22 protein-coding genes and 1 pseudogene are annotated in these 24,689 nt (G+C 44.1%); 13 read left to right on the forward strand and 10 right to left on the reverse strand.

What is annotated here, in order from left to right:
- Nucleotides 1-47: 47 nt before the first annotated feature.
- From gltS to ACKLNH_RS11980, 3 genes are all read left to right on the forward strand, one after another.
- Nucleotides 48-1,271, forward strand: coding sequence for a sodium/glutamate symporter (gene gltS / locus ACKLNH_RS11970; protein ID WP_413112487.1), 1,224 nt, complete (start codon nucleotides 48-50; stop codon nucleotides 1,269-1,271).
- A 116-nt stretch (nucleotides 1,272-1,387) separates the two neighbouring features.
- Complete coding sequence (locus tag ACKLNH_RS11975; RefSeq protein WP_413112488.1) at nucleotides 1,388-2,044, forward strand: hypothetical protein; 657 nt, start codon at nucleotides 1,388-1,390, stop codon at nucleotides 2,042-2,044.
- Nucleotides 2,045-2,123: 79 nt separating this feature from the next.
- Complete coding sequence (locus ACKLNH_RS11980) at nucleotides 2,124-2,729, forward strand: glutathione S-transferase family protein (RefSeq protein ID WP_413112489.1); 606 nt, start codon at nucleotides 2,124-2,126, stop codon at nucleotides 2,727-2,729.
- A 193-nt stretch (nucleotides 2,730-2,922) separates the two neighbouring features.
- Here the strand turns inward: ACKLNH_RS11980 and ACKLNH_RS11985 are convergent, their stop codons facing one another.
- The gene (locus ACKLNH_RS11985; RefSeq protein ID WP_413112490.1) at nucleotides 2,923-3,216 is read right to left on the reverse strand and encodes a hypothetical protein; all 294 of its coding nucleotides are present in this window, start codon (nucleotides 3,214-3,216) and stop codon (nucleotides 2,923-2,925) included.
- 327 nt (nucleotides 3,217-3,543) lie between these two features.
- On the opposite strand from ACKLNH_RS11985, the gene ACKLNH_RS11990 reads away from it, so the two are divergent.
- Entirely contained in the window at nucleotides 3,544-4,944 is a 1,401-nt protein-coding gene (locus tag ACKLNH_RS11990; RefSeq protein ID WP_413112491.1) for an MATE family efflux transporter, read from the forward strand.
- A gap of 76 nt (nucleotides 4,945-5,020) precedes the next feature.
- On the opposite strand, the gene ACKLNH_RS11995 is transcribed toward ACKLNH_RS11990, so the two are convergent.
- Nucleotides 5,021-5,431 (reverse strand): globin, encoded by a 411-nt coding sequence (locus ACKLNH_RS11995; protein WP_413112492.1) that lies wholly within the window; start codon nucleotides 5,429-5,431, stop codon nucleotides 5,021-5,023.
- Between the two features lie 217 nt (nucleotides 5,432-5,648).
- On the opposite strand from ACKLNH_RS11995, the gene ACKLNH_RS12000 reads away from it, so the two are divergent.
- Together ACKLNH_RS12000 and ACKLNH_RS12005 are read left to right on the forward strand one after the other, a co-directional pair.
- Nucleotides 5,649-6,047: an NUDIX hydrolase gene (locus tag ACKLNH_RS12000; RefSeq protein WP_413112584.1), complete on the forward strand. Its 399-nt coding sequence runs from the start codon at nucleotides 5,649-5,651 to the stop codon at nucleotides 6,045-6,047.
- A gap of 110 nt (nucleotides 6,048-6,157) precedes the next feature.
- Nucleotides 6,158-6,775 carry a sugar O-acetyltransferase gene (locus ACKLNH_RS12005; RefSeq protein WP_413112493.1) on the forward strand — a complete coding sequence of 206 codons (618 nt, stop codon included), beginning with the start codon at nucleotides 6,158-6,160 and terminating at the stop codon, nucleotides 6,773-6,775.
- A 51-nt stretch (nucleotides 6,776-6,826) separates the two neighbouring features.
- Here the strand turns inward: ACKLNH_RS12005 and ACKLNH_RS12010 are convergent, their stop codons facing one another.
- Both ACKLNH_RS12010 and ACKLNH_RS12015 read right to left on the reverse strand, forming a co-directional pair.
- Nucleotides 6,827-7,750, reverse strand: a complete 924-nt coding sequence (locus tag ACKLNH_RS12010; RefSeq protein ID WP_413112494.1) for a sugar phosphate isomerase family — start codon at nucleotides 7,748-7,750, stop codon at nucleotides 6,827-6,829.
- Nucleotides 7,751-7,985: 235 nt separating this feature from the next.
- Nucleotides 7,986-8,453: an NUDIX domain-containing protein gene (locus ACKLNH_RS12015; protein WP_413112495.1), complete on the reverse strand. Its 468-nt coding sequence runs from the start codon at nucleotides 8,451-8,453 to the stop codon at nucleotides 7,986-7,988.
- A gap of 132 nt (nucleotides 8,454-8,585) precedes the next feature.
- On the opposite strand from ACKLNH_RS12015, the gene ACKLNH_RS12020 reads away from it, so the two are divergent.
- Together ACKLNH_RS12020 and ACKLNH_RS12025 are read left to right on the forward strand one after the other, a co-directional pair.
- Nucleotides 8,586-9,044: a dCMP deaminase family protein gene (locus ACKLNH_RS12020; protein WP_413112496.1), complete on the forward strand. Its 459-nt coding sequence runs from the start codon at nucleotides 8,586-8,588 to the stop codon at nucleotides 9,042-9,044.
- Between the two features lie 611 nt (nucleotides 9,045-9,655).
- Entirely contained in the window at nucleotides 9,656-11,566 is a 1,911-nt protein-coding gene (locus ACKLNH_RS12025; protein ID WP_413112497.1) for a methyl-accepting chemotaxis protein, read from the forward strand.
- Nucleotides 11,567-11,576: 10 nt separating this feature from the next.
- On the opposite strand, the pseudogene ACKLNH_RS12030 reads toward ACKLNH_RS12025, so the two are convergent.
- Nucleotides 11,577-11,758, reverse strand: a pseudogene (locus ACKLNH_RS12030) (IS1595 family transposase); the annotation flags it as partial.
- Between the two features lie 619 nt (nucleotides 11,759-12,377).
- On the opposite strand from ACKLNH_RS12030, the gene ACKLNH_RS12035 reads away from it, so the two are divergent.
- Together ACKLNH_RS12035 and ACKLNH_RS12040 are read left to right on the forward strand one after the other, a co-directional pair.
- The gene (locus ACKLNH_RS12035) at nucleotides 12,378-14,288 is read left to right on the forward strand and encodes a methyl-accepting chemotaxis protein (protein WP_413112498.1); all 1,911 of its coding nucleotides are present in this window, start codon (nucleotides 12,378-12,380) and stop codon (nucleotides 14,286-14,288) included.
- 143 nt (nucleotides 14,289-14,431) lie between these two features.
- On the forward strand, nucleotides 14,432-16,132 hold the full coding sequence (locus ACKLNH_RS12040) for a pyridoxal phosphate-dependent decarboxylase family protein (RefSeq protein WP_413112499.1): 1,701 nt from the start codon (nucleotides 14,432-14,434) through the stop codon (nucleotides 16,130-16,132).
- 86 nt (nucleotides 16,133-16,218) lie between these two features.
- On the opposite strand, the gene ACKLNH_RS12045 is transcribed toward ACKLNH_RS12040, so the two are convergent.
- From ACKLNH_RS12045 to ACKLNH_RS12055, 3 genes are all read right to left on the reverse strand, one after another.
- Nucleotides 16,219-16,341, reverse strand: coding sequence for a hypothetical protein (locus tag ACKLNH_RS12045; RefSeq protein ID WP_413112500.1), 123 nt, complete (start codon nucleotides 16,339-16,341; stop codon nucleotides 16,219-16,221).
- A 161-nt stretch (nucleotides 16,342-16,502) separates the two neighbouring features.
- Entirely contained in the window at nucleotides 16,503-16,715 is a 213-nt protein-coding gene (gene cspE / locus ACKLNH_RS12050) for a transcription antiterminator/RNA stability regulator CspE (RefSeq protein ID WP_413112501.1), read from the reverse strand.
- A 350-nt stretch (nucleotides 16,716-17,065) separates the two neighbouring features.
- On the reverse strand, nucleotides 17,066-18,250 hold the full coding sequence (locus ACKLNH_RS12055) for an NnrS family protein (protein ID WP_413112502.1): 1,185 nt from the start codon (nucleotides 18,248-18,250) through the stop codon (nucleotides 17,066-17,068).
- A 222-nt stretch (nucleotides 18,251-18,472) separates the two neighbouring features.
- On the opposite strand from ACKLNH_RS12055, the gene norR reads away from it, so the two are divergent.
- From norR to ACKLNH_RS12070, 3 genes are all read left to right on the forward strand, one after another.
- Nucleotides 18,473-19,996 (forward strand): nitric oxide reductase transcriptional regulator NorR, encoded by a 1,524-nt coding sequence (gene norR / locus ACKLNH_RS12060; protein ID WP_413112503.1) that lies wholly within the window; start codon nucleotides 18,473-18,475, stop codon nucleotides 19,994-19,996.
- A 195-nt stretch (nucleotides 19,997-20,191) separates the two neighbouring features.
- Nucleotides 20,192-21,853: a hydroxylamine reductase gene (gene hcp, locus ACKLNH_RS12065; protein ID WP_413112504.1), complete on the forward strand. Its 1,662-nt coding sequence runs from the start codon at nucleotides 20,192-20,194 to the stop codon at nucleotides 21,851-21,853.
- Nucleotides 21,854-21,921: 68 nt separating this feature from the next.
- Nucleotides 21,922-22,920 (forward strand): flavin reductase family protein, encoded by a 999-nt coding sequence (locus ACKLNH_RS12070; RefSeq protein ID WP_413112505.1) that lies wholly within the window; start codon nucleotides 21,922-21,924, stop codon nucleotides 22,918-22,920.
- Nucleotides 22,921-23,049: 129 nt separating this feature from the next.
- Here the strand turns inward: ACKLNH_RS12070 and ACKLNH_RS12075 are convergent, their stop codons facing one another.
- Together ACKLNH_RS12075 and nikR are read right to left on the reverse strand one after the other, a co-directional pair.
- Nucleotides 23,050-23,982: a triose-phosphate isomerase gene (locus ACKLNH_RS12075; protein WP_413112506.1), complete on the reverse strand. Its 933-nt coding sequence runs from the start codon at nucleotides 23,980-23,982 to the stop codon at nucleotides 23,050-23,052.
- Between the two features lie 110 nt (nucleotides 23,983-24,092).
- A complete protein-coding gene (gene nikR, locus ACKLNH_RS12080) occupies nucleotides 24,093-24,509 on the reverse strand; it encodes a nickel-responsive transcriptional regulator NikR (protein WP_413112507.1) in 417 nt (138 codons plus the stop codon).
- Nucleotides 24,510-24,689 lie beyond the last annotated feature (180 nt).

Genomic DNA, 24,689 nt, shown 5'->3' on the forward strand with positions numbered 1-24,689 from the left:
TTGTATATGCTTGTAACTATGTTGTATCTACATCATGGGTGACAGCTATGCAGGTTTATACCATTGGTGAATTAGAGTCGCTTCTCATTGCATTGTCAGTGCTTATTCTTGGTCATCTTGTAAATCGTAAAGTGGCCATTTTCCGTCATTTCAATATTCCAGAGCCGATCGTTGGCGGGTTGTTAATCGCTGCGATTATCACGCTTCTATTTACACAAGGTATTGTGTTCGAATTTTCATTATCAATGCAAAAGCCACTCATGCTGATGTTTTTCGCTACGGTCGGGTTAGCGGCGAATTATCGTTTATTGCTCAAGGGCGGTCGTCGCGTGATCATTTTTTTGCTGCTCGCGTCGATCTATATCATATTGCAAAATACGGTCGGCGTCGGATTAGCAGCCTTAATGGGCTTTGATGCACTATTGGGTTTAGTTGCAGGATCGATATCGTTGTCAGGAGGTCATGGAACTGGGGCGGCATGGGCCTCTATTTTTAGTGAACAGTATGGAATTAGCACTTTAGAGGTCGCAATGGCCTCGGCAACCTTTGGTTTGGTGATGGGAGGAGTGATTGGCGGACCCGTCGCACAGCGATTAATTGACAAACACCAATTGAAATCTGAATATGGAAATTCTCACCATCAACACTTAGAACATCCAGACCTTGTTACCTACGATAACCTCGAAGAGGATCGGGTTACGGCAAAACGGATCATAGAGACCCTGTTTATTCTTCTTCTTTGTGTTGTTGGCGCCAAACTGATTGATTACTCGGTCGGGTATTACCAAATAAAATGGCTGAAAATGCCGGATTTTGTTTATGCACTGTTTATTGGTGTGTTTTTAACCAACCTTACGGAGATAACGCGAGGCTATAAAATTAATAGCGAGTGTGTCGATATTTTGGGTACCGTGGCCCTATCGCTATTCTTAGCCATGGCACTAATGAGTCTTCGATTATGGGAAATATTCAGTCTAGCACTGCCTCTGCTCGTGATATTGACGGTACAAACACTGGTCTTAGCGGTGTTTGCGTACTTTGTGACGTTTAGAGTTATGGGGGCCAACTACGATGCTGCTGTCATTGCAGGAGGGCATTGTGGTTTTGGTATGGGAGCCACACCAACCGCAGTAATGAATATGGGGGCGCTAGTTTCTCGAAATGGGCCATCACCACAAGCATTTATGGTTGTGCCGATTGTCGGCGCGTTTTTTATTGATATTACTAACTTGATTGTTCTGCAAGGCTTTATTGGATTCTTAATGCCATGAACCTCACAAGTAGTACTATTTTTATAATTATTTTATAAATTTTAGCGTTATATCAGAGATTTACGCTATAGAGTTACTCATAATTAAAGCTGGGTTTTTGATACAAGGATAAGTGAATGTCAGAGTCCGGCTTTCCAGAGCTCATTGATACAGTAGAGGCATTTTTTGGTACAACTAATTGGGTCAGTCGGGGGGGATATATACTTCCTGACGGACGCCTACTTGATCTGAAGCGATCAGATCAAGATAAGAAGCTTTTCCATCATGTGGTGATTTCGTTATTGCCCACCAATATGCGTAGCGCTGCTGCAGAAGTGTCGATTATTCGCTTGATGGCGGAAACGGGGATTATTCGTTATGAACCTCGTGGTCGAGCACATCTCGCGACTATGCCAACCCCAGCTCAGCGTCAACGTTTGTTTCAAATCATTAAATACAGCCAATCTCCTTTTCAAATTTTCATTTCGCACACTAGTGGCGTCACGTTGGCACAAAAAACGTTTCACGCCGCTACCGCTTACGAGTTGTTGCAATTTTATGAGTCTGCATTTGCAGCGAATAGTGCTGATTATTGGTGTGAAGAGTTTTCGTTGTTAGCGGATACCACGCAGTGGCGGTTGTTATTCAGACCATCACAACAAATTGTTGGCGTGAGATTAAAGCGGTGTGGTGTTAGCTATATGGATGCAGAGTTTTTGGCATTTGAATCCTATTTTCACGGCCTGATTGCAAAACAGGAGAGAACTTCGGTACAAGCAGAATGCATGATCTAGCTTTGTGGTCGATTTATTGACGTTTTATTTGTTTACACTCTACTGTTTAGTCATAACAAATGACAGAAGGGAGGCAGCAATGAGAATATATGAAGCAAGTACAACACCCAGTGCCAAACGTGTTGGATTATTTCTGGCTGAAAAAGGACTCGAAGTCGAAAGGGTGTCTGTTGATGTCCGTGGGGGGGAGAATTTAACCGAAGCTTTTGCAGCAAAAAGCGTGAATGGTCGAATTCCGGTATTAGAACTGGATGACGGAACAACGATTTGTGAATCAATGGCAATTTGCCGATATTTTGATGCTCAATACCCTGATGATAAACACCTATTTGGTGATTCTGCACTGGCTGTAGCGCAGGTCGAGATGTGGAATAGAATTATTGAACTTCAGGGGTTAATGGTTGCATTTCAAGCGTTTAGAAATATTACGGGTATTTATAAAGACCGAGAAAATTGCATTGCTGAATGGGGGTATGAATCCAAGCAGCGACTCGAAGCATTTGTTCCTTTGCTTGAGCGGAGGTTGGCGCAAGTGGAATATGTGGCGGGCGGTAAGTTTAGTGTGGCTGACATTACGGCATATGTAACCTGTGGCTTTCTTGCTGCACTTGAGATCAGTTTGGATAGTTATCCGCATATCCAACGCTGGTATGCTCAGATAGGGGCACGTCCAGCGTTCTCATAGTTGGAAAATGTCTCATTTGCCTCAATGCGCCAATTTACAATGTAAATATTTTACTGAATTGTTAAATCATCGCTGAGCAGATTTGTACCATAATAGGTGAGTATAATGCAGAGAAAATGCGAGTCGCATTTTCTCTGCATTTTTTTGAAATCAAATCGTGGGATCTAATTCAAGGCCATCAGTACATCAATGATTATGCCGGTTGAGCAGCAGTGCTCAATTTGGCGATAATTGGATCTTTATGTTCCATACAGTATGCCATGAATTTTTCTTTTTTAAGAATCATACGCACAGGCATGGGTAAGCACTCGTAGGTGGTTTCGAAGGTTTTGGTAATAAACTCTTCGTTATTGAGTTTATCCGCAGCTACAGGCCCTAGGCGCTCAAGCAACATGGTTTCAATTTTTGGCCATTGTGCTTTAATGATTTCTTCGAACTTCGAGCCGTTATCGCTTTCACCTAGCTTATTTTTCAATTTCCCTAACACTTCAATACTCCTTACTTTATCGCTTTTTACGTAATTAGCAGCGATGTTAAACGGCGTACTGCTTTTTTTGAGCAATTTTTACGGAATTTGCGTAACATAGCTAAGTACTAAATGTTGTTAAACATGCTGTCATCAAAAACTTGCGAGAAGGTGGTATGTTTGTTTCTACTCGATACGGCTGAGTTATCGTTTGTTTATTCAATAACCGGTTGAGTTGATCGCGTTTATCGCTATAATGCGCGGGCCTGACACAGGCGCACCCTACACTTGCTTACCCTCGCTATCCTGCATCCATTTGAGCATGCTGTACAGGTGCTAGTAACCACTATGAAAAAAAGCACGACCCGAATATCACGTTTTCTTACTGAATCCCGTTCACTGCTGCACCTCTCTTTACCGATTATTATTACTCAGCTAGCGACACAAGGTATGGGCTTTGTCGATACCAGCATGGCCGGACAAGCCAGTGCGATCGATCTGGCTGCGATTGCCGTTGGAGCCAGTTTGTGGGTTCCTGCCAGTTTATTACTGCGCGGCATTTTAATGAGCTTGGCACCAGTGACGGCTCATCACCGAGGATCTAACTTTAATGGCGGTATTAGCCGAGACTTAGGTCAAACGGTGTGGGTCGCCCTAACATGTTCTGTACTACTCATTATCTATTTACTACAAAGCTCAGCCATTTTGACGTTTATGAATGTGGACAGTCTCGTTGTCCCCGTTGGGAGTGGCTACTTGACAGCACTGGCATTCGGTGTTCCAGGCATTGCGCTATTTTATACGCTAAATAGTTTTAGTGAAGGGATGGGAAATACCAGAGCGCCAATGGTGATTGCGCTGATAGGTTTGATGATTAACATTCCCGTTAACTATGTACTGATTTACGGTAAAGTGGGTTTTCCTGCGATGGGCGCGATAGGCAGCGGCTGGGCTACCAGCCTAGTGTATTGGATTATGTCATTACTGATGTGGGCGTATATCCAGCGACATCATCATTACAAAACGTTGTTAGATTATCCTTTGATGGTACCGAACGTTAAGCGCATCGTTGCATTGGTAAAGCTGGGTTTACCGATTGGCATCAGTATTTTTGTTTGCGGCAGTATCTTTGCTGTTATTGCTCTGCTTATTGGTAAGCTTGGTGCAAGCCATATTGCGTCTGCCCAGGTAGCACTGAACTTCTCTAGCTTGACCTATATGATACCGATGAGCCTGTCATTTGGTATCACGATACGTGTTGGGCATGCGTTAGGCCAAGGGCAGTACCAGATTGCTGAATATCGCTCTTATCACGGTATTGTTTTAGCGACATTATTAGCGACGTTGTCGGTTAGTACGTTGATATTCTTCCCTCAGCAGATCATTGCGTTATATACCTCTGATCCGGAGATTGTTGCAGGCGCATCAGCTTTGTTGCTCTATACTGCCATTTATCAAATTAGTGATGCGATCCAAACGTCAGCGAATGGGGCGTTGCGAGGGTATAAAGATACCCGAGTTCCAATGTGGCTCTCTTGCTTTTGTTATTGGGCAGTGGCTTTGCCAATTGGTTATACCTTTGCGATGACCGATCTTTGGGGAGCGCCACTAGGCAATCGCGGCTTTTGGTTTGGTATCGTTACTGGCTTAACCCTTGGGGCCATATTTATGGTGCTACGTTTACGGTGTGTCTTACGCCAGCACCGTCAAACAGCCAGTAGTGTAAACACTAACGCTTGTGTTGCTTAAAGGACGTAGAGACCTGTGCAAATGGGTCTCTTTTCTCGTTGGTAGTGATCAACGTTAGCACGGTAGTGTGTGAGTATTAGCTGGCTTGAGGATGGCTCTCTTCTTTCATTATGTCGATTCCGAACTGGAAGCACGTCCTCCAAGCCTGTTCTATCTGCTCATCATAGAGCGGGTCACACACTTTAACGCTAAAGAGCAGGCAGTCAAGCCAGGTGTCATAGTCTTCGGGCGTCACATTCACACCGTTGGGACCATGCTTTTTACCGTATTGATGTAATTTTGTTCGGGCATCTACCGAGTTGATAGATAGCATGATCATGTATATTGCACCTTTTAACATTCCTTGAAGTCGTTTAGCGTCGAGATGAGCAAATTTTTGGGCGATATCTCCCTCTTGTTGTTGAAAAGTGTGGAGAAAGACGGAAAAAAAGTCTTTATGTTGAAGGCATCTGTCGTAGCTATCATTGAATGTTTCTTGAATGTTCATTGCCGTTCTCCGTTGTGACTAAATTTCTCTGAGTGGTCTTGTTCTATTCAGCCTTATCTATAACCACAGTTTTATTATGGCTTGTTTTTCAGTAAGTGAGCCGCTAAATGTCTTTGTATTTTACTTGTGATGTATAGATTATTTTGCTACTTGGTCAGTGATAGAAGATGCACTTGACCGTTGTTACAATACTATTTGGTTTATTTCTTGGAGTTAAATTGCTGTGATTATCGATAAGCTGGCTTGGTTGCACATTAAAGATGGCAAACTATTGGCTGTACGTTCTAAAGGCAAGTCATTGTTTTATTTGCCCGGTGGAAAGCGTGAAGCTGGAGAGTCTGACCAACAAGCATTGTTGAGAGAAATCTCAGAAGAGCTTTCAGTCACGTTAGAGCCATCGACACTCCGTTATGCGGGAACGTTTTCTGGCCCTGCCGATGGGAAAGCTGCAGGTGTTACGGTGCAGCTCACGTGTTATTTTGCAGGCTATCAAGGTGAATTGACACCTGATATGGAAATTGAAGAGTTAAAGTATTTGTCTACTGAAGATCGTGCAATAACGTCTATTGCAGCGTGGGTCGTAATGGCCTGGCTGCAGGAGCAGGCATTAATCTAATCAGGGCAGGTTATGCCATTTGTTATTTTGTGTCGCATAACGGGAATCGATTTCTAGTAAAGAACCTAACAGTTTATTTAATATAGATAAATAGACTGTTGGAGTTCGGTATGCATAAATCCCTTGATGATTTTTCGGTAAGCTACAAGTTAACGCAGGAATTTATTGCTCAGCAAGAAGCGATGCGGGAAATACTGTACGATTTTAATCATTCACGCCCTCGAGAAGAAGCGTTGCGGCAAAGCCTTGCAAAAGAGATTTTGGGGCGTTATCAAGGAACGCTTATCGTACCGCCATTTCATTGTGATGTGGGCAAAAACATCTTTTTAGGGCGTGGCGGGTTTATTAATTATGGCTTAGTCGCCCTTGATATTGCGCCCATCACCATTGGTGATTTTGTAATGATTGGCCCGAATGTTCAATTGTTGGCGGCGTCTCATCCTGTTGCATTATCGGAGCGTGTATTACCGTATGCAATGGGCGATCCCATTACTATTGGTAATAATGTTTGGATTGGTGCTGGCAGCATTGTTATGCCTGGCGTTACGATTGGAGATAACAGTGTTATTGGTGCCGGGAGCTTAGTGCTCAAAGATATCCCTGATAGCGTTATTGCTTTTGGACGTCCTTGCCGAGTTATCAAGCCGATAGAACATGGTAGTGTTCCATCGGATGAGGACATTGAAGCGATGTATGTTGAGCTTGGGTTTTCGCCACTAGAGGGGTGATCTCGATAGGGCATCAAAGAGCGATGTATTAGATAGTCTCACTCAATACCATCACATAATTACAAGCTCACAAGTTATCAGGCTTGGTCGGTATATGTGAAACGTAACATTAGGGTGCTCAGCTAACACTGAAATTGGTGCTAAGCTAGATTGAATGCCTTCAGATAGCATGAGTAACGCGAGCTTTAGTCCAAACGGATTTTGGTTATTGCCCGGATACCAAATGGAAACTTGATCACATTGAAAAGTTTCGGCAGGGCCGACGGTTACTGCCGTTGTCGGCATGCCGTTCAAATAACGCCCCGCGATACCTGCTGCATTTTGAATGGTGGAGATTGGATGTAAATCTACGTATCGAGCTTTCAGTTGACGATAGGCTTCTGCGCTCATCGGTGTTTCGGAATCACGTATCAATGGTTCATTGAATGCCCAGTGTAACGTATGGCCTAAACCGCCCTGCATGATTTTACAATCGAATGTAGAGAATGAATCACTAAATTCTTTTAAGTTATCAAGCGTTGGAAAATGCAGTTGCTCGACGGGCATTCTGAGCTCAGGACGAATTTTATCGATCCACAGGCGATGGTTAGTGCCAGTGAAGCTCAAACCGTTGTTAGGATTGATGGTCTCACCATCAACACACCATTCATCCATTCCCCAGAAGTGGCAGTGGCGCAAATCCAGGCTTAATTCGTTGACGATCTTGGCAACTAAAGGCATTTGGCGAGTAGGGCCAACAGGACCACATATGCCGGCAGGACTATCCACAGAGGCTTGCTGCCAAGTCGTGATATATTCCATTGCCTGAGATAAAAACATATCGTCTAAGTTGTCATAAATATTGATGTTTAGGCGCTTATTGGCTAATTGAAGAACGTCCTTTTCAGTCAGCTTAGCGGCACGTGCTAATAGTTCTTCATCGAGACAGGTGAAATCCCACCAATGTTCATTTACCAAGCTTTTAGCATATAGCATTACTTGTACTCCTATGAAATATGTAAAGGGGTAATAGGCATCTTACTTTTGATTTATACTCTTGAATGAAGCGTTGACTAGACTCGTGCAAAGACAAGCTTAGGTATCACCATACACAATGGCCCCATGAATAAATGAGACCTCGATCATGATTTATGAAGTCGAGATCTTGGTCACATTATGTTGGGGTGAAATTGTTTTTAATCAGGTGGTTGGTGTTTTGTCTTTACTGAAGTTACAACGGCGATTCTTCAATAAAGCGACCAAGATGAAGGCTGTATCGGTTCTCGCGTAATATATCCCATATTTCATGCTTAATTTCTTTGGGGTAAACGCGCAAGGCTTGTAATTCATGCTGACTTAACCAAGCCGCTTCTTTAATATAAGATTCGTCATTGAGTCCTTTTAAGTATTGTTGGGTGATCTCACCTTGCCAACTGGCGATTCGATAGAAGAACTCCGCATGATATCTACTTTTGCTGGTTTCTAATAACTCTCTGGCAAAGAGAAAAGCACCGACCTCAACGGTAAGTCCGGTTTCCTCAAAAAACTCGCGCTTTACTGTGTCTCGCGTGCCTTGATCGTGTGCCTCCATTCCTCCCCCAGGAGGAGTCCAGTACTGGCCAGTGTGATCTTCTACCCTTAATAGCAACAGCTTACCTGCCTCTTCCAATATGCCTGCGGCACGAATACGGTGTTTCAATTTTCTCTTCCTTAGATTGATGAAAGCTTTGCGCCCGTTTAGTCTAGCTTGCTAAAGGTGTTCCTGTTTGGTTATATTTTGCGTTACTATGTGGTTTTGCAATGAAATAAGTAAGACTGACAAGGAAAAGAGATGATTTCAAAATGGGCTCTACGCTTTTTCCAGATGGCAGAGTTAGTTGGATCTTGGAGTAAAGATCCCTCGACTCAAGTTGGCGCTGTAATAACGAAGAGTAATCGGATTGTTTCGGTTGGCTTTAATGGTTATCCGCATGGCATCTCTGATAGCGCCGACAAAGATGACCGTGATATGAAGTATTTGAAGACATTGCATGCCGAAGAGAATGCGATTTTATTTGCTAAGCGCGATCTCGATGGGTGCGAAATATGGGTAACGCATTTCCCTTGCCCTAATTGTGCAGCCAAAATCATTCAGACGGGTATTTCTCATGTTCACTGCCCTGAGCAAACGGATGATTTCTTATCTCGCTGGGGAGATAAGATTAGAGTTAGTCAGGACATGTTCTTGCAAGCGGGTGTGAAAGTTGACTGGCTTCCTTTGAACGATCTTCACCACGGTAGTGATGCCTAATGATATAAGCCTAAGAGAATAAATATGAAGTAGTGAATCTTAGGCTTTTTATGCGACCTCTCACCTTGCTGCATATTATTTTATTCCAATATTAAGGTTATAGCTTTCGCATTTCTATTATTGGAATGTCAGTGAAATAACTTATTCTTTTTACGTACACGCATTAGTAACAAAAGTATGTTCAATGTCACAGAGTGAAAATAAGTCACTTGGTTCACAGTTTTGTAAAGTTTGAAATTTATAGTGATATTTGTTCAATGAATCCTTTTATCTAGCATGGTAACTGGTGCTCCCCTATGCCTTAAGCCTATCTTTCTCGTCTATTTCGATAATTACTGACAGTATATATTGTTAAGGGATAATGCTGGTCTTTGTTCTTAGATTATTAATGCCGACTCGGAGTTGCTCCTATTCATGAGCGCTATACTTTTGTTCGTTTAATGGCAAGGATATAATTATAGGTCAAATGTATCGTTAAAAATAATCTTCTATCTTAAATTCATGCGGTATAGGGATTAGCGAATTTGAGAAATAGACGTGGTGGAATTTAATTATTAGCTAGTAGCGTTGTTATTCAGTGTTAAACGCCAGTAGTTACAGAAGGAATAGTTATGAGATTCGGTTTTAAAGCGCGAATTAATATGACAGTTGTCGTATTGGTCGCATGTTCATTGATCATTCTAGGCTCGGTTAATGTGTATAATTTGCGCGCAATGATGGTTAGTGCGTTAACCAGTGAAACACAAGAAAAACTTAATGCACATGCCAGCGAAATAGAAGCTTGGATGGATACGCAATACCATGTTATTAGCCGTGGCTCTTCTCGGTTCTCTATGGCACTAACGTCGGGTGGCAATCTTCAGTTGGTAAGGGCGCTGGCTGAAGCAACAGGAATGGCTAACATTGCTGTTGCCTATGAAGATGGCCGTACCTATGCCGCCAATGGGGGGGATAACGGCGTTTTTGATGAATCGATGTACTTTACTCAGCGTAACTGGTATCAAGAAGCTAAGCGTCAACGCCAAACGGTGATCAGTTTGCCTTATACTGATTCTGTAACCGAGGAAATGGTGATCAGTATCTCTGCCCCTGTCTATGATGATACTGAGTTTGTCGGTGTGATGGTTGGCGACATTATGCTATCTGAAATTGTCGCTACCATTGCCGGTATGCGCTTTACTGGTGGTATGGCGACATTGATGGATCAGCGAAATGTGTTTATTGCCAGCGATGACCCAACCCTTATCGGGCTTAGTCCTTCTCAAGTGAACTCAGAGTTGCGCTTTATCGAGCAGACATTTGAGCAGAACTCTAGCGGAGTGATAGAGATTGATTACGCAAATATTGAGTTCAAAGGGTACCATAAGCGTATCGGCTTAGATGACAACACACACTGGACCTTGATGGTTCTTATCGACGAATCGAGCGTGTTGGCTAGTGCAGCCGGTTTAATCCGAAATGCTGTGTTGACGATTGTAGCGTTAATTGTGGCAAGTTCAGCGTTGACTGTTTTCTTGTTAGGAAAGATCTATACACCACTGCTTAAATTAAAAGAGGCAGTGCTTGAGCTTAGCCAAGGAAATGGTGATTTAACTCAGCGTTTAGATGTGCGAAGTGATGATGATTTAGGACAGATCAGTGAAGGCTTGAATCAATTCATGGCTAATTTGCAATTTATGATGCAAAAAGTCACCGACTCGTCTGGTGAGATATCCGCAAGTATTGAACAACTGAGTCTTTCAGCAAAGCAAAGTGAACAAATGCTACAGTCACATGCTGTTGAAACGGAGCAAATTGTCACCGCGATTTCACAGATGAGTGAAGCGGCGAATTCGGTTGCTGAAAATGTATGTCAATCATCTGAAATTTCTCAAAGTGCAAGTGACGAGGCACGTAATTCTCAAAACGTGGTTAATGGCTCGGTAGAAAGCGTGCGTTCACTGATGAATGAGTTTGATGTGATGGCGGGCAGCATCGAAAAAATGAACCGCGATGCTAATCAGATTAGCGCGGTATTATCCGTTATTGGTGATATTGCAGAACAAACTAATTTGTTAGCACTAAATGCGGCCATTGAGGCTGCGCGAGCGGGAGAGCAAGGGCGCGGTTTTGCGGTTGTGGCTGATGAAGTTCGAGCGTTGGCAGGACGAACACAACAGAGCACGTCTGAAATTGGCGACATGCTCTCTAAGTTGTTACAAGGAACTGGCAATGTGGTTTCAGCGATGGAAGCCACCCGCGAACGTTGTAAAGATGCCGCTGAAAATACTTCTGAAGTCTCGTTGAGCCTAGACAAGTTATATCAAGCGATTGAAGGAATTGAGAATATTGGTTCTCAAATCTCTACTGCAACGGAAGAGCAAAATGCGGTATCGCATGAAGTGAATAGTAATATGCTAGCGATCCGGGATATTGTTGATACCTTGGTTCAAGGTGGGCAGCAAACGGTTACCGCGACCGATGATCTTACTCAAGCCAATCAAGTGTTAGGGTCTATGGTTGGCAAGTTTAAAATCTCATAGTGCTTCCTGATTAGCACCGTACCTCAGTTAACGTCAGCAGCCTCTTTGGCATTGAGGCTGTTTGAACGCTAGAGTACAGCAACTGACCTAACAACCTGTCAAATCAAACCAACGATTAAACTTAAAACAAAATTCACCGAGATAACGTGGGAGGTATTATTTATTAATCACGTGATAGGCTACATGCATTGCATATCAAATAGCCAAAGTCAGAGCGTGTAATCATTCACAAATACTATTTGGATTTTTTACTCTAAGTTGTATGAATTTTATTCGTTTAAAAAATGACGTAGCGTAATGTAATTGTTGCAACCCTCTCTAGTTTCTGTTTCTAATAGAATTAAAGCTAATGCCTTTCTTGTCACTCTTTTTCTCGGTCAATTAATCAAAATGGTCTATATCACAGAGTGAAAATATGCTTTCTAATTTATGCTTATCAATAAACAAAGATACTCACATTCATTTGTCCAGCGAATGATTGTGGTTGAAGCCTAATAGCGATATTGCCATTATAAATATGCATAATTGGCGTAAGTGACAAATGGCGCATTGTCTTTCTGAATCATGATCACCTTACGTAGCTAATCGGTTTCATTTTTACGACTGGTTAATATTCACCAGCTGTATGCTTTTTAAAGCTTAAAGGCAAGGATATAATTCGGCGCCAAATTGGGCGCTAGGTGCAAGTCATCTGTTCATTTAATTTTGAATAGGCAAACAGAATTGGCTAAATGTGGCGATGACATATTGATAAGTAATAATAACATCGCGATTTAGTTGTTTAAGCCAATTAGTTACGAAAGGAATAGTTATGAAACTCGGTTTTAAAGCACGAATTAATATGACGGTTGTCGTATTGGTGGCATGTTCATTGATCATATTGGGGGCCGTGAATGTGCATAACTTGCGAACAATGATGATTAATGCGCTAACCAATGAAACTCAAGAGAAGCTAAATACACACGCTAGCGAAATAGAAGCTTGGATGGATAGCCAATACCATGTGATTAGCCGTGGCTCTTCTCGGTTCTCAATGGCACTAACGTCGGGTGGAAATCTCCAGTTAGTGAGGGCATTAAGCGAAGCGACGGGAATGTCGAATATTGCTGTTGCCTATGAAGATGGCCGTACCTATGCTGCTCACGGTGGCGATAACGGTGTTTTTGATGAGTCGATGTACTTCATTCAGCGCGACTGGTACCAAGAAGCCAAACGCCAACGCCAAACAGTAATTAGCTTGCCATATACTGATACCGTGACGGGCGAGATGGTGATCAGCATTTCAGCGCCAGTATATGATGATGACCAATTTGTTGGCGTGATGGTGGGTGACATCATGTTAAACCAAATTATCAGTGCAGTGGATGAGATGCGCTTTGCTGGTGGTGCTGCAACATTGACCGATCAACGTAATATATTCATTGCCAGTGATGACTCAACCGATTTGGGCTTAACGCCATCACAAGTTAACCCAGACTGGTTGTTTATCGAACAAGCATTTGCTCAGGCGTCAACCGGCATTTTGGATATTCACTATCTCGATATCGATTTTAAAGGTTATTTTAAGCGTATTCCTCTGGATGATAATACTCACTGGACGCTGATGGTCTTTATTGATGAACAAAGCGTGTTGGCTAGTGCCAGCGGATTAATTAGAAATGCGGTGTTGACAATTATCGCTTTGATTGTGATTAGCACTGGATTAACGGTTTTCCTGTTAGGAAAAACCTATGTTCCCTTGCTGAAGTTGAAGGCGGCGGTACTCGAGCTTAGTCAAGGAAACGGCGATCTTACCCAGCGTCTCGATGTGCAGAGTGATGACGATTTAGGGCAGATCAGCGAAGGTCTGAACCAATTCATGGCGAACTTGCAATATATGATGCAAAAAGTCACTGACTCATCGGCAGAGATTTCATCGAGCATCGAGCAACTGGGTTATTCAATGGCGCAGAGCGAGCAAATGTTGCAATCTCATGCTGTTGAGACTGAACAGATCGTTACAGCAATATCACAGATGAGTGAAGCTGCAAGTTCAGTGGCAGAGAATGTTTGTCAATCTACTGAAATATCTCAAGGGGCTGGAGATGAAGCGCGCAATTCCCAGCAGGTCGTAAATAGTTCGGTAGACAGTGTGCGCTCATTAATGAATGAGTTTGATGTGATGGCTGGCAGCATTGAGCAGATGAACAGGGATGCTAACCAGATCAGTGCGGTGTTATCAGTGATTGGTGATATAGCAGAACAAACCAACCTATTGGCTCTGAATGCTGCCATTGAAGCGGCACGTGCGGGCGAACAAGGTCGCGGTTTTGCGGTTGTGGCCGATGAAGTTCGAGCGCTGGCTGGGCGAACGCAGCAAAGCACGTCTGAAATTGGCGATATGCTCTCTAAGTTGTTACAAGGAACTGGCAATGTGGTTTCAGCGATGGAAGCAACGCGTGAGCGCTGTAAAGATGCTGCTGAAAATACTTCTGATGTTTCAGTCAGCTTGGAAAAACTCTATCAGGCTATTGAAGGGATTGAGAGTATCGGCTCACAGATCTCCACAGCAACGGAAGAGCAGAATGCAGTATCACATGAAGTCAACAATAACATGTTGGCAATTAGAGATATTGTCGACACATTGGTAAAAGGAGGACAGCAAACCGTCACCGCGACCAATGACCTTACTCAAGCCAACCAAGCACTATGCGCAATGGTAGGTAAGTTCAAAATTACCTAATGTTATTTTTGGTTATTCGAAAGGTATAACCAGTAGATTAGTAAGTTTCGGCAACCTTATCGCCGAAAATCCCCACGGCCACCAGCTTTCAGATATCTCTTCTTGGTGGCCGTTTTTGTTAGTTAGTGTTAATAGGTTAAAACATGTCTCAAACCTGCCTCTCTCTTATCCATAATATGGAAGCGAATGCGTTAAGCGGTACATTTCAACAATATTATCATGAAGTTTTTGCAGACTTTTTCTCGCGGGATCCAAATAAGTGGCCCATTTTTGCAGAGCCAGGCTTCGAAGCTCTTTCCGCCTTTCGCCGTCAAACGATGACGCCTCAAGACCGCCTCGGTGCCTACCCAGAAGGGGAGACGTTATACCGTCAATTAATTGGTTCAGCGGAATTGCCAACTGGGCGCAAAAGACCCAATGGTCAGCCCGATGAAATGCTGGCTTTTGCTGCTGCATTATCAAAAGACTGGGAAAACCCATCATCAGTCGAGAATGTAGTGACCATGCCGTCTGATCCTGCCATTTATGGCTCAATGATGGGTGCAATGGCAAACCCAAATTTGGCGTATAGCGAATATGCTGGCATGGCGGATCAACTGGAAAAGCATGTCATTCGTCAAATCGCCAAACAGGTCGGTTATGATACAGAACAAGCGACGGGGGTATTTACCCAAGGGGGAACGTTCTGCAACTTATACGGTTACTTACTTGGTATACGAAAATCGCTACCGTCTGCGCTTCAGCACGGTATGCAGTCCGTTCCAGATTACCGCATCCTCAATTCGCAGGGAGGGCATTACTCTAATATGACTAACTTGTCTTTGTTGGGGATCGATATCAAAGATAAAACGATCCGAATCAAAGTCACGGATAGTCATGATATAGATTTTGATGATCTTGAGCGTCAGTTGCGTGCTTGTTTTGCGGTGAACTGCCGTGTTCCGACCATTATGATCACCATGGGAACCACCGACACATTTGCTGTGGATAGAATCAAGCTAGTTCATGACCTGCGAGAGCGCTTATGCGAAGAGTATCAAGTGCCTGTTAAACCTCACTTGCATGTCGACGCAGCGGTAGGTTGGTCAATGATTTTCTTCTTGGACTACGATTTTAAACGTAATCCCTTAGCGATTAATGAAGTGACTCTGCGCGGTATCGAGCGAACAGTTGAGCGAGTGAAAGAGTTGCATTATGCCGACTCATTCACTGTTGATTTTCACAAATGGGGGTATGTACCTTATACCTCTAGTTTGGTGATGATTAAAAACAAGCAAGATATGAAGGCGCTGGAAAATGAACCAGAAAATTTTTCATATTTTGAGCACGACCTTCAAGGACAAACGCATTTACAGTCGACGATTGAGTGCTCTCGCGGTGCGGTGGGTGTCTTTGGTGCTTATGCAGCGATGAAGTATATGGGGATTGAAGGTTATCAAATCGTTCTGGCACACTGCTTGCAAAATGCTAATTACTTCCGCCATGAATTGCTTAATTTAGGCAATGTAAAGCTGATGGCTCCCGAGAACCAAGGGCCTAGTGTCGGCTTTCGAATCTACAATCCAGATTGGGTAAGAGACGTTGATGCCGAGTTTGCTCAAGAGCAGTTATGTATGAGTAATGAGGCTTACATGACGAAGTTGGCACGTAATAGCCAGTGGCATCGTGATAGGTTTAAAGCCCGAGGGAAAGTGGGATTGTACACCAACTGGGTGGAGTTTATCTCGCGCTCAGTCTACAACCCGCATGGCAAATACTCATATATTCCGGGCGAAAAGGCAGTCTTCATGAATCCAGCCACGGGACGGGCACAAATAGACGAATTTATTACTCGCATCCGTTAGTAACGGTCTGTTAGTGATCATCCGTTGTAAACAAGGGCACCCAATGGGTGTCTTTGTTGTATCGAATGACGATTGTTAAGGCGAGGCTAAATGTGCGTCATCTCGCCAGCAAGCCAGAAGCCAAGCCCAACCCCAATGCTGGTACCAGAAATAGACAGAATGCTAAACAGCATAACGCTGGTAAATAAGTGCAAGAGTGCTGTTTTCATCTACATCTCCCGTTGATTAGAGGGGAACTTAGTATGAATGTAGTTGATTATTGAGAGTTGATGAAGGGGAGGCGTGGTTTGTCTTATGAGTGCGACAGGTATTTGAAAGTAGAAACAAAAAAGGCTGCACTAGGCAGCCTTTTCATTACAAAGTCGAGCAATTACAGCTTAACAACGTTAGCTGCTTGCAGGCCTTTTTGACCTTGTTCAACTTCGAAAGAAACTTTTTGGCCTTCAGCCAGAGTTTTGAAGCCTTCAGAAGCGATTGCACGGAAGTGAACGAATACGTCAGCACCGCCGTTGTCTTGAGAAATGAAACCGAAGCCTTTCTCTTCGTTAAACCATTTTACGCTACCAGTTGATTTTGCAGACATAGTGTGTCCCTTAATAAATAGATTAAAAGATTCGCCATAAGCGATATGCACTACGTTGAATTATTCATGTTACGATGAAGCAGGGAAAAACACTAGGCCAAAAACGGGTAACGCAGATGAATCTTAGGGCTTTACTTTACTAAATGTTTCAAAAATAACTCTGTACGTCAGAGCGAGATACATAGTATACCTTTTGTTCTTTATGTAAAGAGAATTTGTGGCTCAATCGACAAAAAATCTTCTCATGCTGGAGACATAACCTATATGTTGCTGTTAAATAGACTTAAAGTCGATGATCTTAGTGTCACTCAGCGAAAGCTGCGCTATCAATAAATGACACTTCGGCTGTGTTAGCCGGGGTGACCATCTACACGAGGGCGCATGAGCATGGGAACAAAGTGCCAACAGAAAAAAGCAAACGCGAATATCCACAACCCCCCGGTAACCCGAACGAATAGAATGATCTCAGCAGGCCAGAGTGAGACAGCGAATGTGCGAATGATCGCGGCCGCGACAAGGGCTAAATAGGCTGGCCACATAACGGGACCATGGTAGATCTCGCGGCCAGTATGCCCCATCGTAACGCGGGCTAACATCGACAAAATGACGCCACCTAACGCACCGATAGCAAAAAGGTGCAAGAAAGTGTGGTTGATAAAAGCACTGCTGCTAGCGCCACGAATTAGCAGACTGAGCGGTAGACAGAGATAAGCAAGGTGCAATGACCAGACTAACGGTTCACGTAAGGTTTGCCATGGTTTCCAGCGCAAGGCTCTGATTAGCTGGAATAGGCCAGCGATTAACATGAGTTTTGTCGCGAGCAGTGTTGCAGCGAGAGGAAAAAAGCTCAGGATAAAAAGGAGGATCAGAGGCAATGTTGCCGCCCACTCTAACCAAGACACCGCCTGTGGCTTATTCATTTGAAAACGCCGAGCGGTGAAAAAAGGGATGACTCGCCCACCCATTACCGATAATAGAATCGCAAACCACCATAACATGGCGTGCCATACGGCCTCTGTTGTAAATGGCATCCCCCCTTTTATGGCAGCATAGGCGGCGAAGTTGGCGAAAATAGCCAGCGCAAAAAGTGGCACGAAAAACAGATTCCGCCACCCTTTCGCTTTGATAACCCGATGACCCACCTCCCATGCAACCAGCGTAAGAAACAGGGCTTCAATTGATGCGGTAAGCCAGAGTGGGACGGGTAACCAGAGTAAAATTCGAGGCAACAACCAGAGGGAAATCAGGACAGCTAAACGTGTCGACTTTGTACCTGCCATTCCCGTCCAATTCTGCACCGCGGTGAGAACAAAGCCAACAACGACGGCCATTGAAAAGCCGAAGATCATTTCATGTACGTGCCACCAAAGAGCGGGAACTTGCAACTGCTCAGAATACCCATAAGGCCAAAGCCACAACCAAATGGCAATCGCAACAATGGCGTAGAGACCAGCAAGGGTAAAAAAAGGTCGAAACCCCAAGCGCAGTATGGGGGGGATTGATTCTTCATATTGCCGGTCAACGATATTCAGCACGATAAGTCTCCAGAGAATAACAGTAGTTAGTTACATCGATTGTGAGCAATTAAGCAGATGCCATGCCAAAAATAAAATCAGCCTATTTTCAGTTGGTTAAATGTCCCGTTTCAAAACTACGTGTTCTATATGATGTCATTTTAACATCGTATGGTATGGTATGCGCTCTGTACGCAAATGGTGCGACAGTGACGGTCGTCTTTGTTATAAGGTGGAACATGTATGCCAGACCCAAGAGTAGAACAGGTGCTATTGCAAATCGCCTTGGATTTGACCACTAATTTGCCAGAAGGGCACCATTATCAACGCTTAATTAGTGCGGTAAATCAGGTTATGCCGTGTGATGCCAGTGCACTGTTTATATTTGATGAAGATGCTTGCCTGGTTCCTGTTGCGGTGAGTGGCCTCTCTTCCACGGTATTAGGACGCCGTTTCACCCCCTCCAATCACCCACGTTTAGCCGCTATTCTAAATAGTCGCCAACCTGTCAGGTTCGATACCGATAGTTCGCTACCTGATCCTTTCGACGGGCTGGTGATGAACACGCCGGAACATGCCATTGATGTGCATGACTGTATGGGGTGTAGTTTATACGTTAACGATGAGTTGGTCGGCGCATTAACCCTTGATGCACTTGATACTGGTGCATTTAGCCGTATAGATCCGCTTATTATTGAGACATTCGCTGCATTGGCTGCGGCTACCATCCGTAACGTGACGATGTTTGAAGCCTTAAAAAAAGCCAATCAACAACAGCAGAGCGTCAACCAACTACTGATTCAACAGGCAAGGGCCAAAGAGGGCGAGTTGGTGGGGATCAGCCCACAAATTAAATTGCTGCGTCGCAACATCAACATGGTCGCCCAATCGAACTTCGCGGTTTTGATCAGTGGTGAAACTGGCACAGGTAAGGAGCTGGTGGCGCATGCGATACATGCTCAGTCATCACGTAGCGATAAAGCCATGGTGTATGTGAACTGCGCCGCGTTACCTGAATCAATCGCTGAGAGCGAACTGTTTGGTCATTTAAAGGGCGCATTTACAGGAGCAACCTCCAACCGTGCTGGCAAGTTTGAACTGGCTGACGGTGGAACAATATTTTTAGATGAAGTGGGAGAATTGCCCTTATTGTTGCAAGCGAAGTTGTTACGGGTGATTCAGCAGGGCGAAGTCCAGCGCGTTGGGTCGGACAAAAATAGTTATGTCGATGTACGGATTATTGCGGCGACTAACCGCGATCTGCCACAAGAGGTGGAGGCGGGACGTTTTCGGGCTGATCTGTATCATCGCTTGAATGTTTTCCCTATTGCTGTGCCTGCGCTACGTCAACGTGTGGGTGATATAGCGGTGCTCGCGGGGTATCTACTCGAGAAATTGCAAGGGCAATTTCATGTGCCGCATCTGCATCTTCACCCTCGTGCGCTGGCCTATCTTGAGCAGCAAGCGTGGCCCGGAAATGTGCGGGAGCTTGAGCATACTTTGATGCGGGCAGGGTTGCAGGCGATACAGCAAGGCGAGGCTGTTATAGCCGTGTCTCACCTTGGGGTATTGAAGCCAGAAGATCCTGCAGTGTCGGATGAGAATGTTGATTTACCCTTTCGTGCACGGGTTGAGCAGTTTCAAAAACAACTCATCATTGATACTTTGCAAGACTGTAATGGTGTTTGGGCACAAGCAGCGAAACAATTAGGTGTAGACCGAGGTAATTTATATCGATTAGGTAAAAAACTCGGTATAAATCAATAGAAAGCCGTTTCATGATGTCATAAACACATCGCAATGTTGTCACAATGACAACAAAAGCGTGACGCGTTTACTATTAAAGGCTTATAAAACAGTAATATAGATATTGGCATGGTAAGTGCAAAGCGAAGGTTAGTTTTCTTGGGTCTGATAGAAAAGATCAGTCGGGCCCCCATTACACTAGCTAGGAGCTAACCAATGTTCTGTATTCAATGTGAGCAAACAATTCAAACTCCCGTATCTAAAGGCTGCTCATTTGCACAGGGAATGTGCGGCAAAACCGCAGAGGTATCAGATCTACAAGATGTATTGGTCTATGCCTTGCAGGGCTTATCATATTGGGCAAACGCTGGGCGTCAGTATGGACTCGTTGATGACGAGATAGACCAGTGGGCCCCGAAGGCGTTCTTTGCCACGCTCACCAATGTTAATTTTGATCCTGTGCGAATTACGGAATTTTCCAACCAAGCACGACACTACATTGAGAAATTATCTACAGCCGTTAAGGCCGCCGCTTTACTTTCTGATATCCCGTTACCTCCTTTAACGCAAGCGGCAAAATTTGAGATACCACTAGATGCGTCTGCGATGTTAGCGGTGTCATCTTTGGTGGCTGTTAATCGCGGCCATGATGCGCTGCATGAAGATATTATCGGCTTGCGTCTACTGTGCTTGTATGGTCTGAAGGGCGCAGCGGCCTATATGGAACATGCACGGGTCTTAAACCAAACAGATGCTGCGGTTTATGCTGAATATCACGAGATTATGGCGTGGTTGGGGGATGATCCGGAAGAGGCATCTGCATTACTTGATACATCTATGCGCATTGGAATGCTCAACTACACCATTATGGCAATGTTGGATAAGGGAGAAACTGATACGTTTGGACACCCGGCACCAACACAAGTCAATGTTAAGCCTGTTAAAGGTAAAGCGATCCTTGTCTCTGGCCATGATTTGCATGATTTAGAAAAAATCTTGCAGCAAACGGAAGGCAAAGGAATAAATGTTTACACCAATGGTGAAATGCTTCCTGCCCATGCTTACCCTGCACTGAATAAATACCCTCACTTGGTCGGTAACTATGGCAGCGCATGGCAGAATCAACAAAAAGAGTTTGCTAACTTTCCTGGTGCCATTGTCATGACTTCGAACTGCTTGCTTAACCCGAACGTGGGTCAGTATGCCGATCGCTTGTTTACGCGCAGTATTGTTGGCTGGCCAGGCGTCTCGCACCTAGAGGGGGATGATTTTAGCGCGGTGATCGATTGTGCATTAGCACAGCCTGGTTTTGCCCATACTGAGTTGGAGCATTGGATTACGGTTGGCTTTGGACGTAATGCGTTAATGGAAGCAGCGCCTGCGGTAATCGATCAAGTGAAGCAAGGGAATATCTCCCATTTCTTCCTTGTGGGTGGATGTGATGGTGATAAGCAAGAGCGTAGTTACTATACCGAGTTTACTCAGCAAGTACCGCAAGACAGCGTGATTCTGACGTTGGCTTGTGGCAAATATCGTTTCAATAAGCAGGAGTTTGGTGACATTAATGGCATTCCTCGTCTTTTAGATGTGGGTCAATGTAATGATGCGTACTCCGCGATTCAATTGGCGTTGGCATTGGCTGATGAGTTTGATTGCGGGATTAATGAGCTGCCATTAACACTTGTCTTATCATGGTTTGAACAAAAAGCCATTGTTATTCTACTGACACTGTTGGCTCTCGGCGTTCGAGGAATTTATACCGGCCCAACAGCCCCGCCATTTTTAACTGAGAACCTAATTAAAACGCTCGAAGAGCAGTTTGATATGCGCAGTATCACCACTGTCGAAGCGGATTTAAAAACAATTCTAGTAGCATAGGTTTCTAGCAGTATAGGTTTGAGCCACTCCCCCTCTGCTCGCTGAGGGGGAGAATGAGAGAGTTATTAATGTCTTTTATTTCAGTAAATTGTAAGCATAAATGGCGAGAAGCAACGGATGCTGTCACCATCGAATTTGATGTAACTGACTTGCCGCAGGCAAAGCCTGGTCAGTTTGTTACCTTAGGTGTCGAGATTGAAGGAAGGGTGCATTATCGGGCCTATTCCATTAGCGGTATGTCCTCGCAGACAGCCATGCAGCTAACCGTGAAAAAGATCTCTGGCGGCGTCGTCTCGAGCCACATTGTTGATAACTTGCAGGTGGGAGATCCATTGCAAGTTTCGCTACCAGCAGGGCAATTTAATTGTATTGATATACAGCACAAAGAAAAAGTTCTGCTATTGAGTGCAGGGAGTGGAGTAACGCCGTTAATGGCGATGTTGCGTTATTGGCAGACGAGGGATAACCAACCTGACATTCATCTTGTCCATGTTGCGCGCCGCCCATCAGATACCCTTTTTCATGCAGAACTGTCAGCCTTAGCGGCGGCTTCACAAATAAAGCTATCGCTGTTTTTTACTCGAACGGACTCCCCAGCACGATTAACGCAATCTGCGTTATTGGCGTTATGCGAAGATGTTACTGAGCGAACGGTATTGATGTGTGGTCCAGACGGTTTAATGCAAGATGCATCTCGTTGGCTACAGGCAGTGGGTGTCGATGAAGATAACATTTACCAAGAAGCCTTTGCTACCACTGCCAATACTGAGAATGATTCGTTGTCGGCATTATCTATGCCCGCTACTGCGACCGTGAGCGTACCGGCTTTTAATGCGAGCGTGCATGTTGATCACCAATCCCCATTGATTGATGCGCTTGAAGAGATGCAGCTGCCGGTTATTGCAGCATGCCGAAGTGGGGTTTGCGGATCATGCAAATGTAAGATCGTCAAAGGAGAAGCGGTAACAACGAGTCAAGAGACGCTAACGGAGCAAGAGATTGAGAACGGGTATGTTCTCGCGTGTTCAACCGTGATTGATGCGGATGTCGAGGTGGAACTGGTTTAGGGCAACGTTGTTGAATATTGGCAAATGTAGCGATGGATTAGGAAATCAGATAAGCGTATTGGCAAGGTAATCGGCACTGCCTAAATTGGGGAACAAAGGCAGTGCAGAATGGCAGAGTGTATCCAGTAATTAGCTGTTTTGACCCGTATAGATAGTCAAGATACGATCAAGTTCTTTTGGATAGAAGCCAATTGGCTGGGTAAAGTTAGTTAGGGCAATAAGGCCACCGTCGAGTGAACTGATATCTGCAAGCATGGCGGCGTTTTCTGCTTTCAATCCACCGCCGTATACGACAGGCGTGGTGACATTGAAGTGCTTATTCACTGTCTCTTTAATAAATTCAGAGATAAGTGCAATGTAGTCAGACTCTGGTGGGGTTTTTCCTGGGCCAATCGCCCAGACTGGTTCGTAGGCAATAATCACTTCGTTAGCAATTTGTTTTTGATCCAGTTGAGAAAGGCTAGCAACGATCTGATTTTCTAGCGCTTCTTTCGCTTTAGCCAGTTGACTCTCTTCATCACCTTGGCCACGCTCTTCCGCTGTTTCACCAATACAGATAGTGGATTTCATTTGCTGCTCTAGTGCACAGCTCGCTTTTTCGCTAATAATGTGGCTAACAACACGAGTGGCATTGTAAGCGCAATAGTCTTCTGCATCTGCGTATTGGGTGATAACGTGATTCAAATGACGACGTTCTTCACAGTGACCAATGATGCTGGCACGACTTCCTAGCGTAGCCTGTGTGATTGCAATCGGGTGTGATGTAAATGCACCGAAATTACCGCCAACGCTAACGTCTTCACGGTGACAACTTTGTGTGCCAATAACCATGTCAGTAATCTTGCTCGGTGTGTTTTGATTTAGTTGTTCTACTGCTGCGTGCAATAGAATATCTGGAACGAATACCGATAAAGAAATTTGTGGGTGACAGCCCCAGCCTAAATCAATAATTTGCTGGATGGTTTCTTTGATCCAGGTGATCGGATTTTCATTTTGACATACCCCACCTTTTGCACGAGGAACATCAAAGCGTTTTAAGTTAATTAGAATATTCTTTTTCATTTTATATATTTCTTGGCTAAGTAGGGTAGATGCCAAAATAGTAACAGTGTTGTATTTAAAATTAAGTGACCTGAGTCACTAAATTAAAATAAGAGATCTTGATCACATTATTACTGTTGTAGCTTTACCAGCTGGGATTGCTGTACGCCTTTTAGCGCAGATATTTGATTTGCAAATGCTTGGATATCTTTTGATCTTCCTTTTATTATTATATTTTCCAAGCAGTTATGAGACTCTAAGTGTACATGTGTGGTGCACTGAATGTGGATCTTGCTTTGATGCTGTATGACATTGAGGCGTTCAGTAATGCCCTTATAGTGGTGGTCATAAACAATACATAAGACGGCCATGACGTCTTGTTCTGGCTTATTCCAATTCTTATCAATCGTTCTTTCTCGAAATAGATCTCTAATATATTCGGAGCGAGAGCTGTATTGACGTTCTGTCAAATCACTTTCCATTTCATTGTAAAGCTCTAGCGGAAATGAGAGCGAGAAACGCATAATATCTTGGTTACTTTTTTTCATGTGATCTATGTCACTCTTATTTAATGTGTGATGTCTGTCACTCACGTTAACACGAAATTGATGATAGTGTTATTAGCAGTTTCCTATCAAAGTTTAAAACTGTGATGCTTATATCTAAAAAATTGCGCGCCTTATTTTTGTTTGTCTTGAGCTCGATATTTGTTGTATCAACAGCCACTG

The sequence above is a fragment of the Thaumasiovibrio clandestinus genome (genome assembly GCF_047250365.1).
GTDB lineage: Bacteria > Pseudomonadota > Gammaproteobacteria > Enterobacterales > Vibrionaceae > Thaumasiovibrio.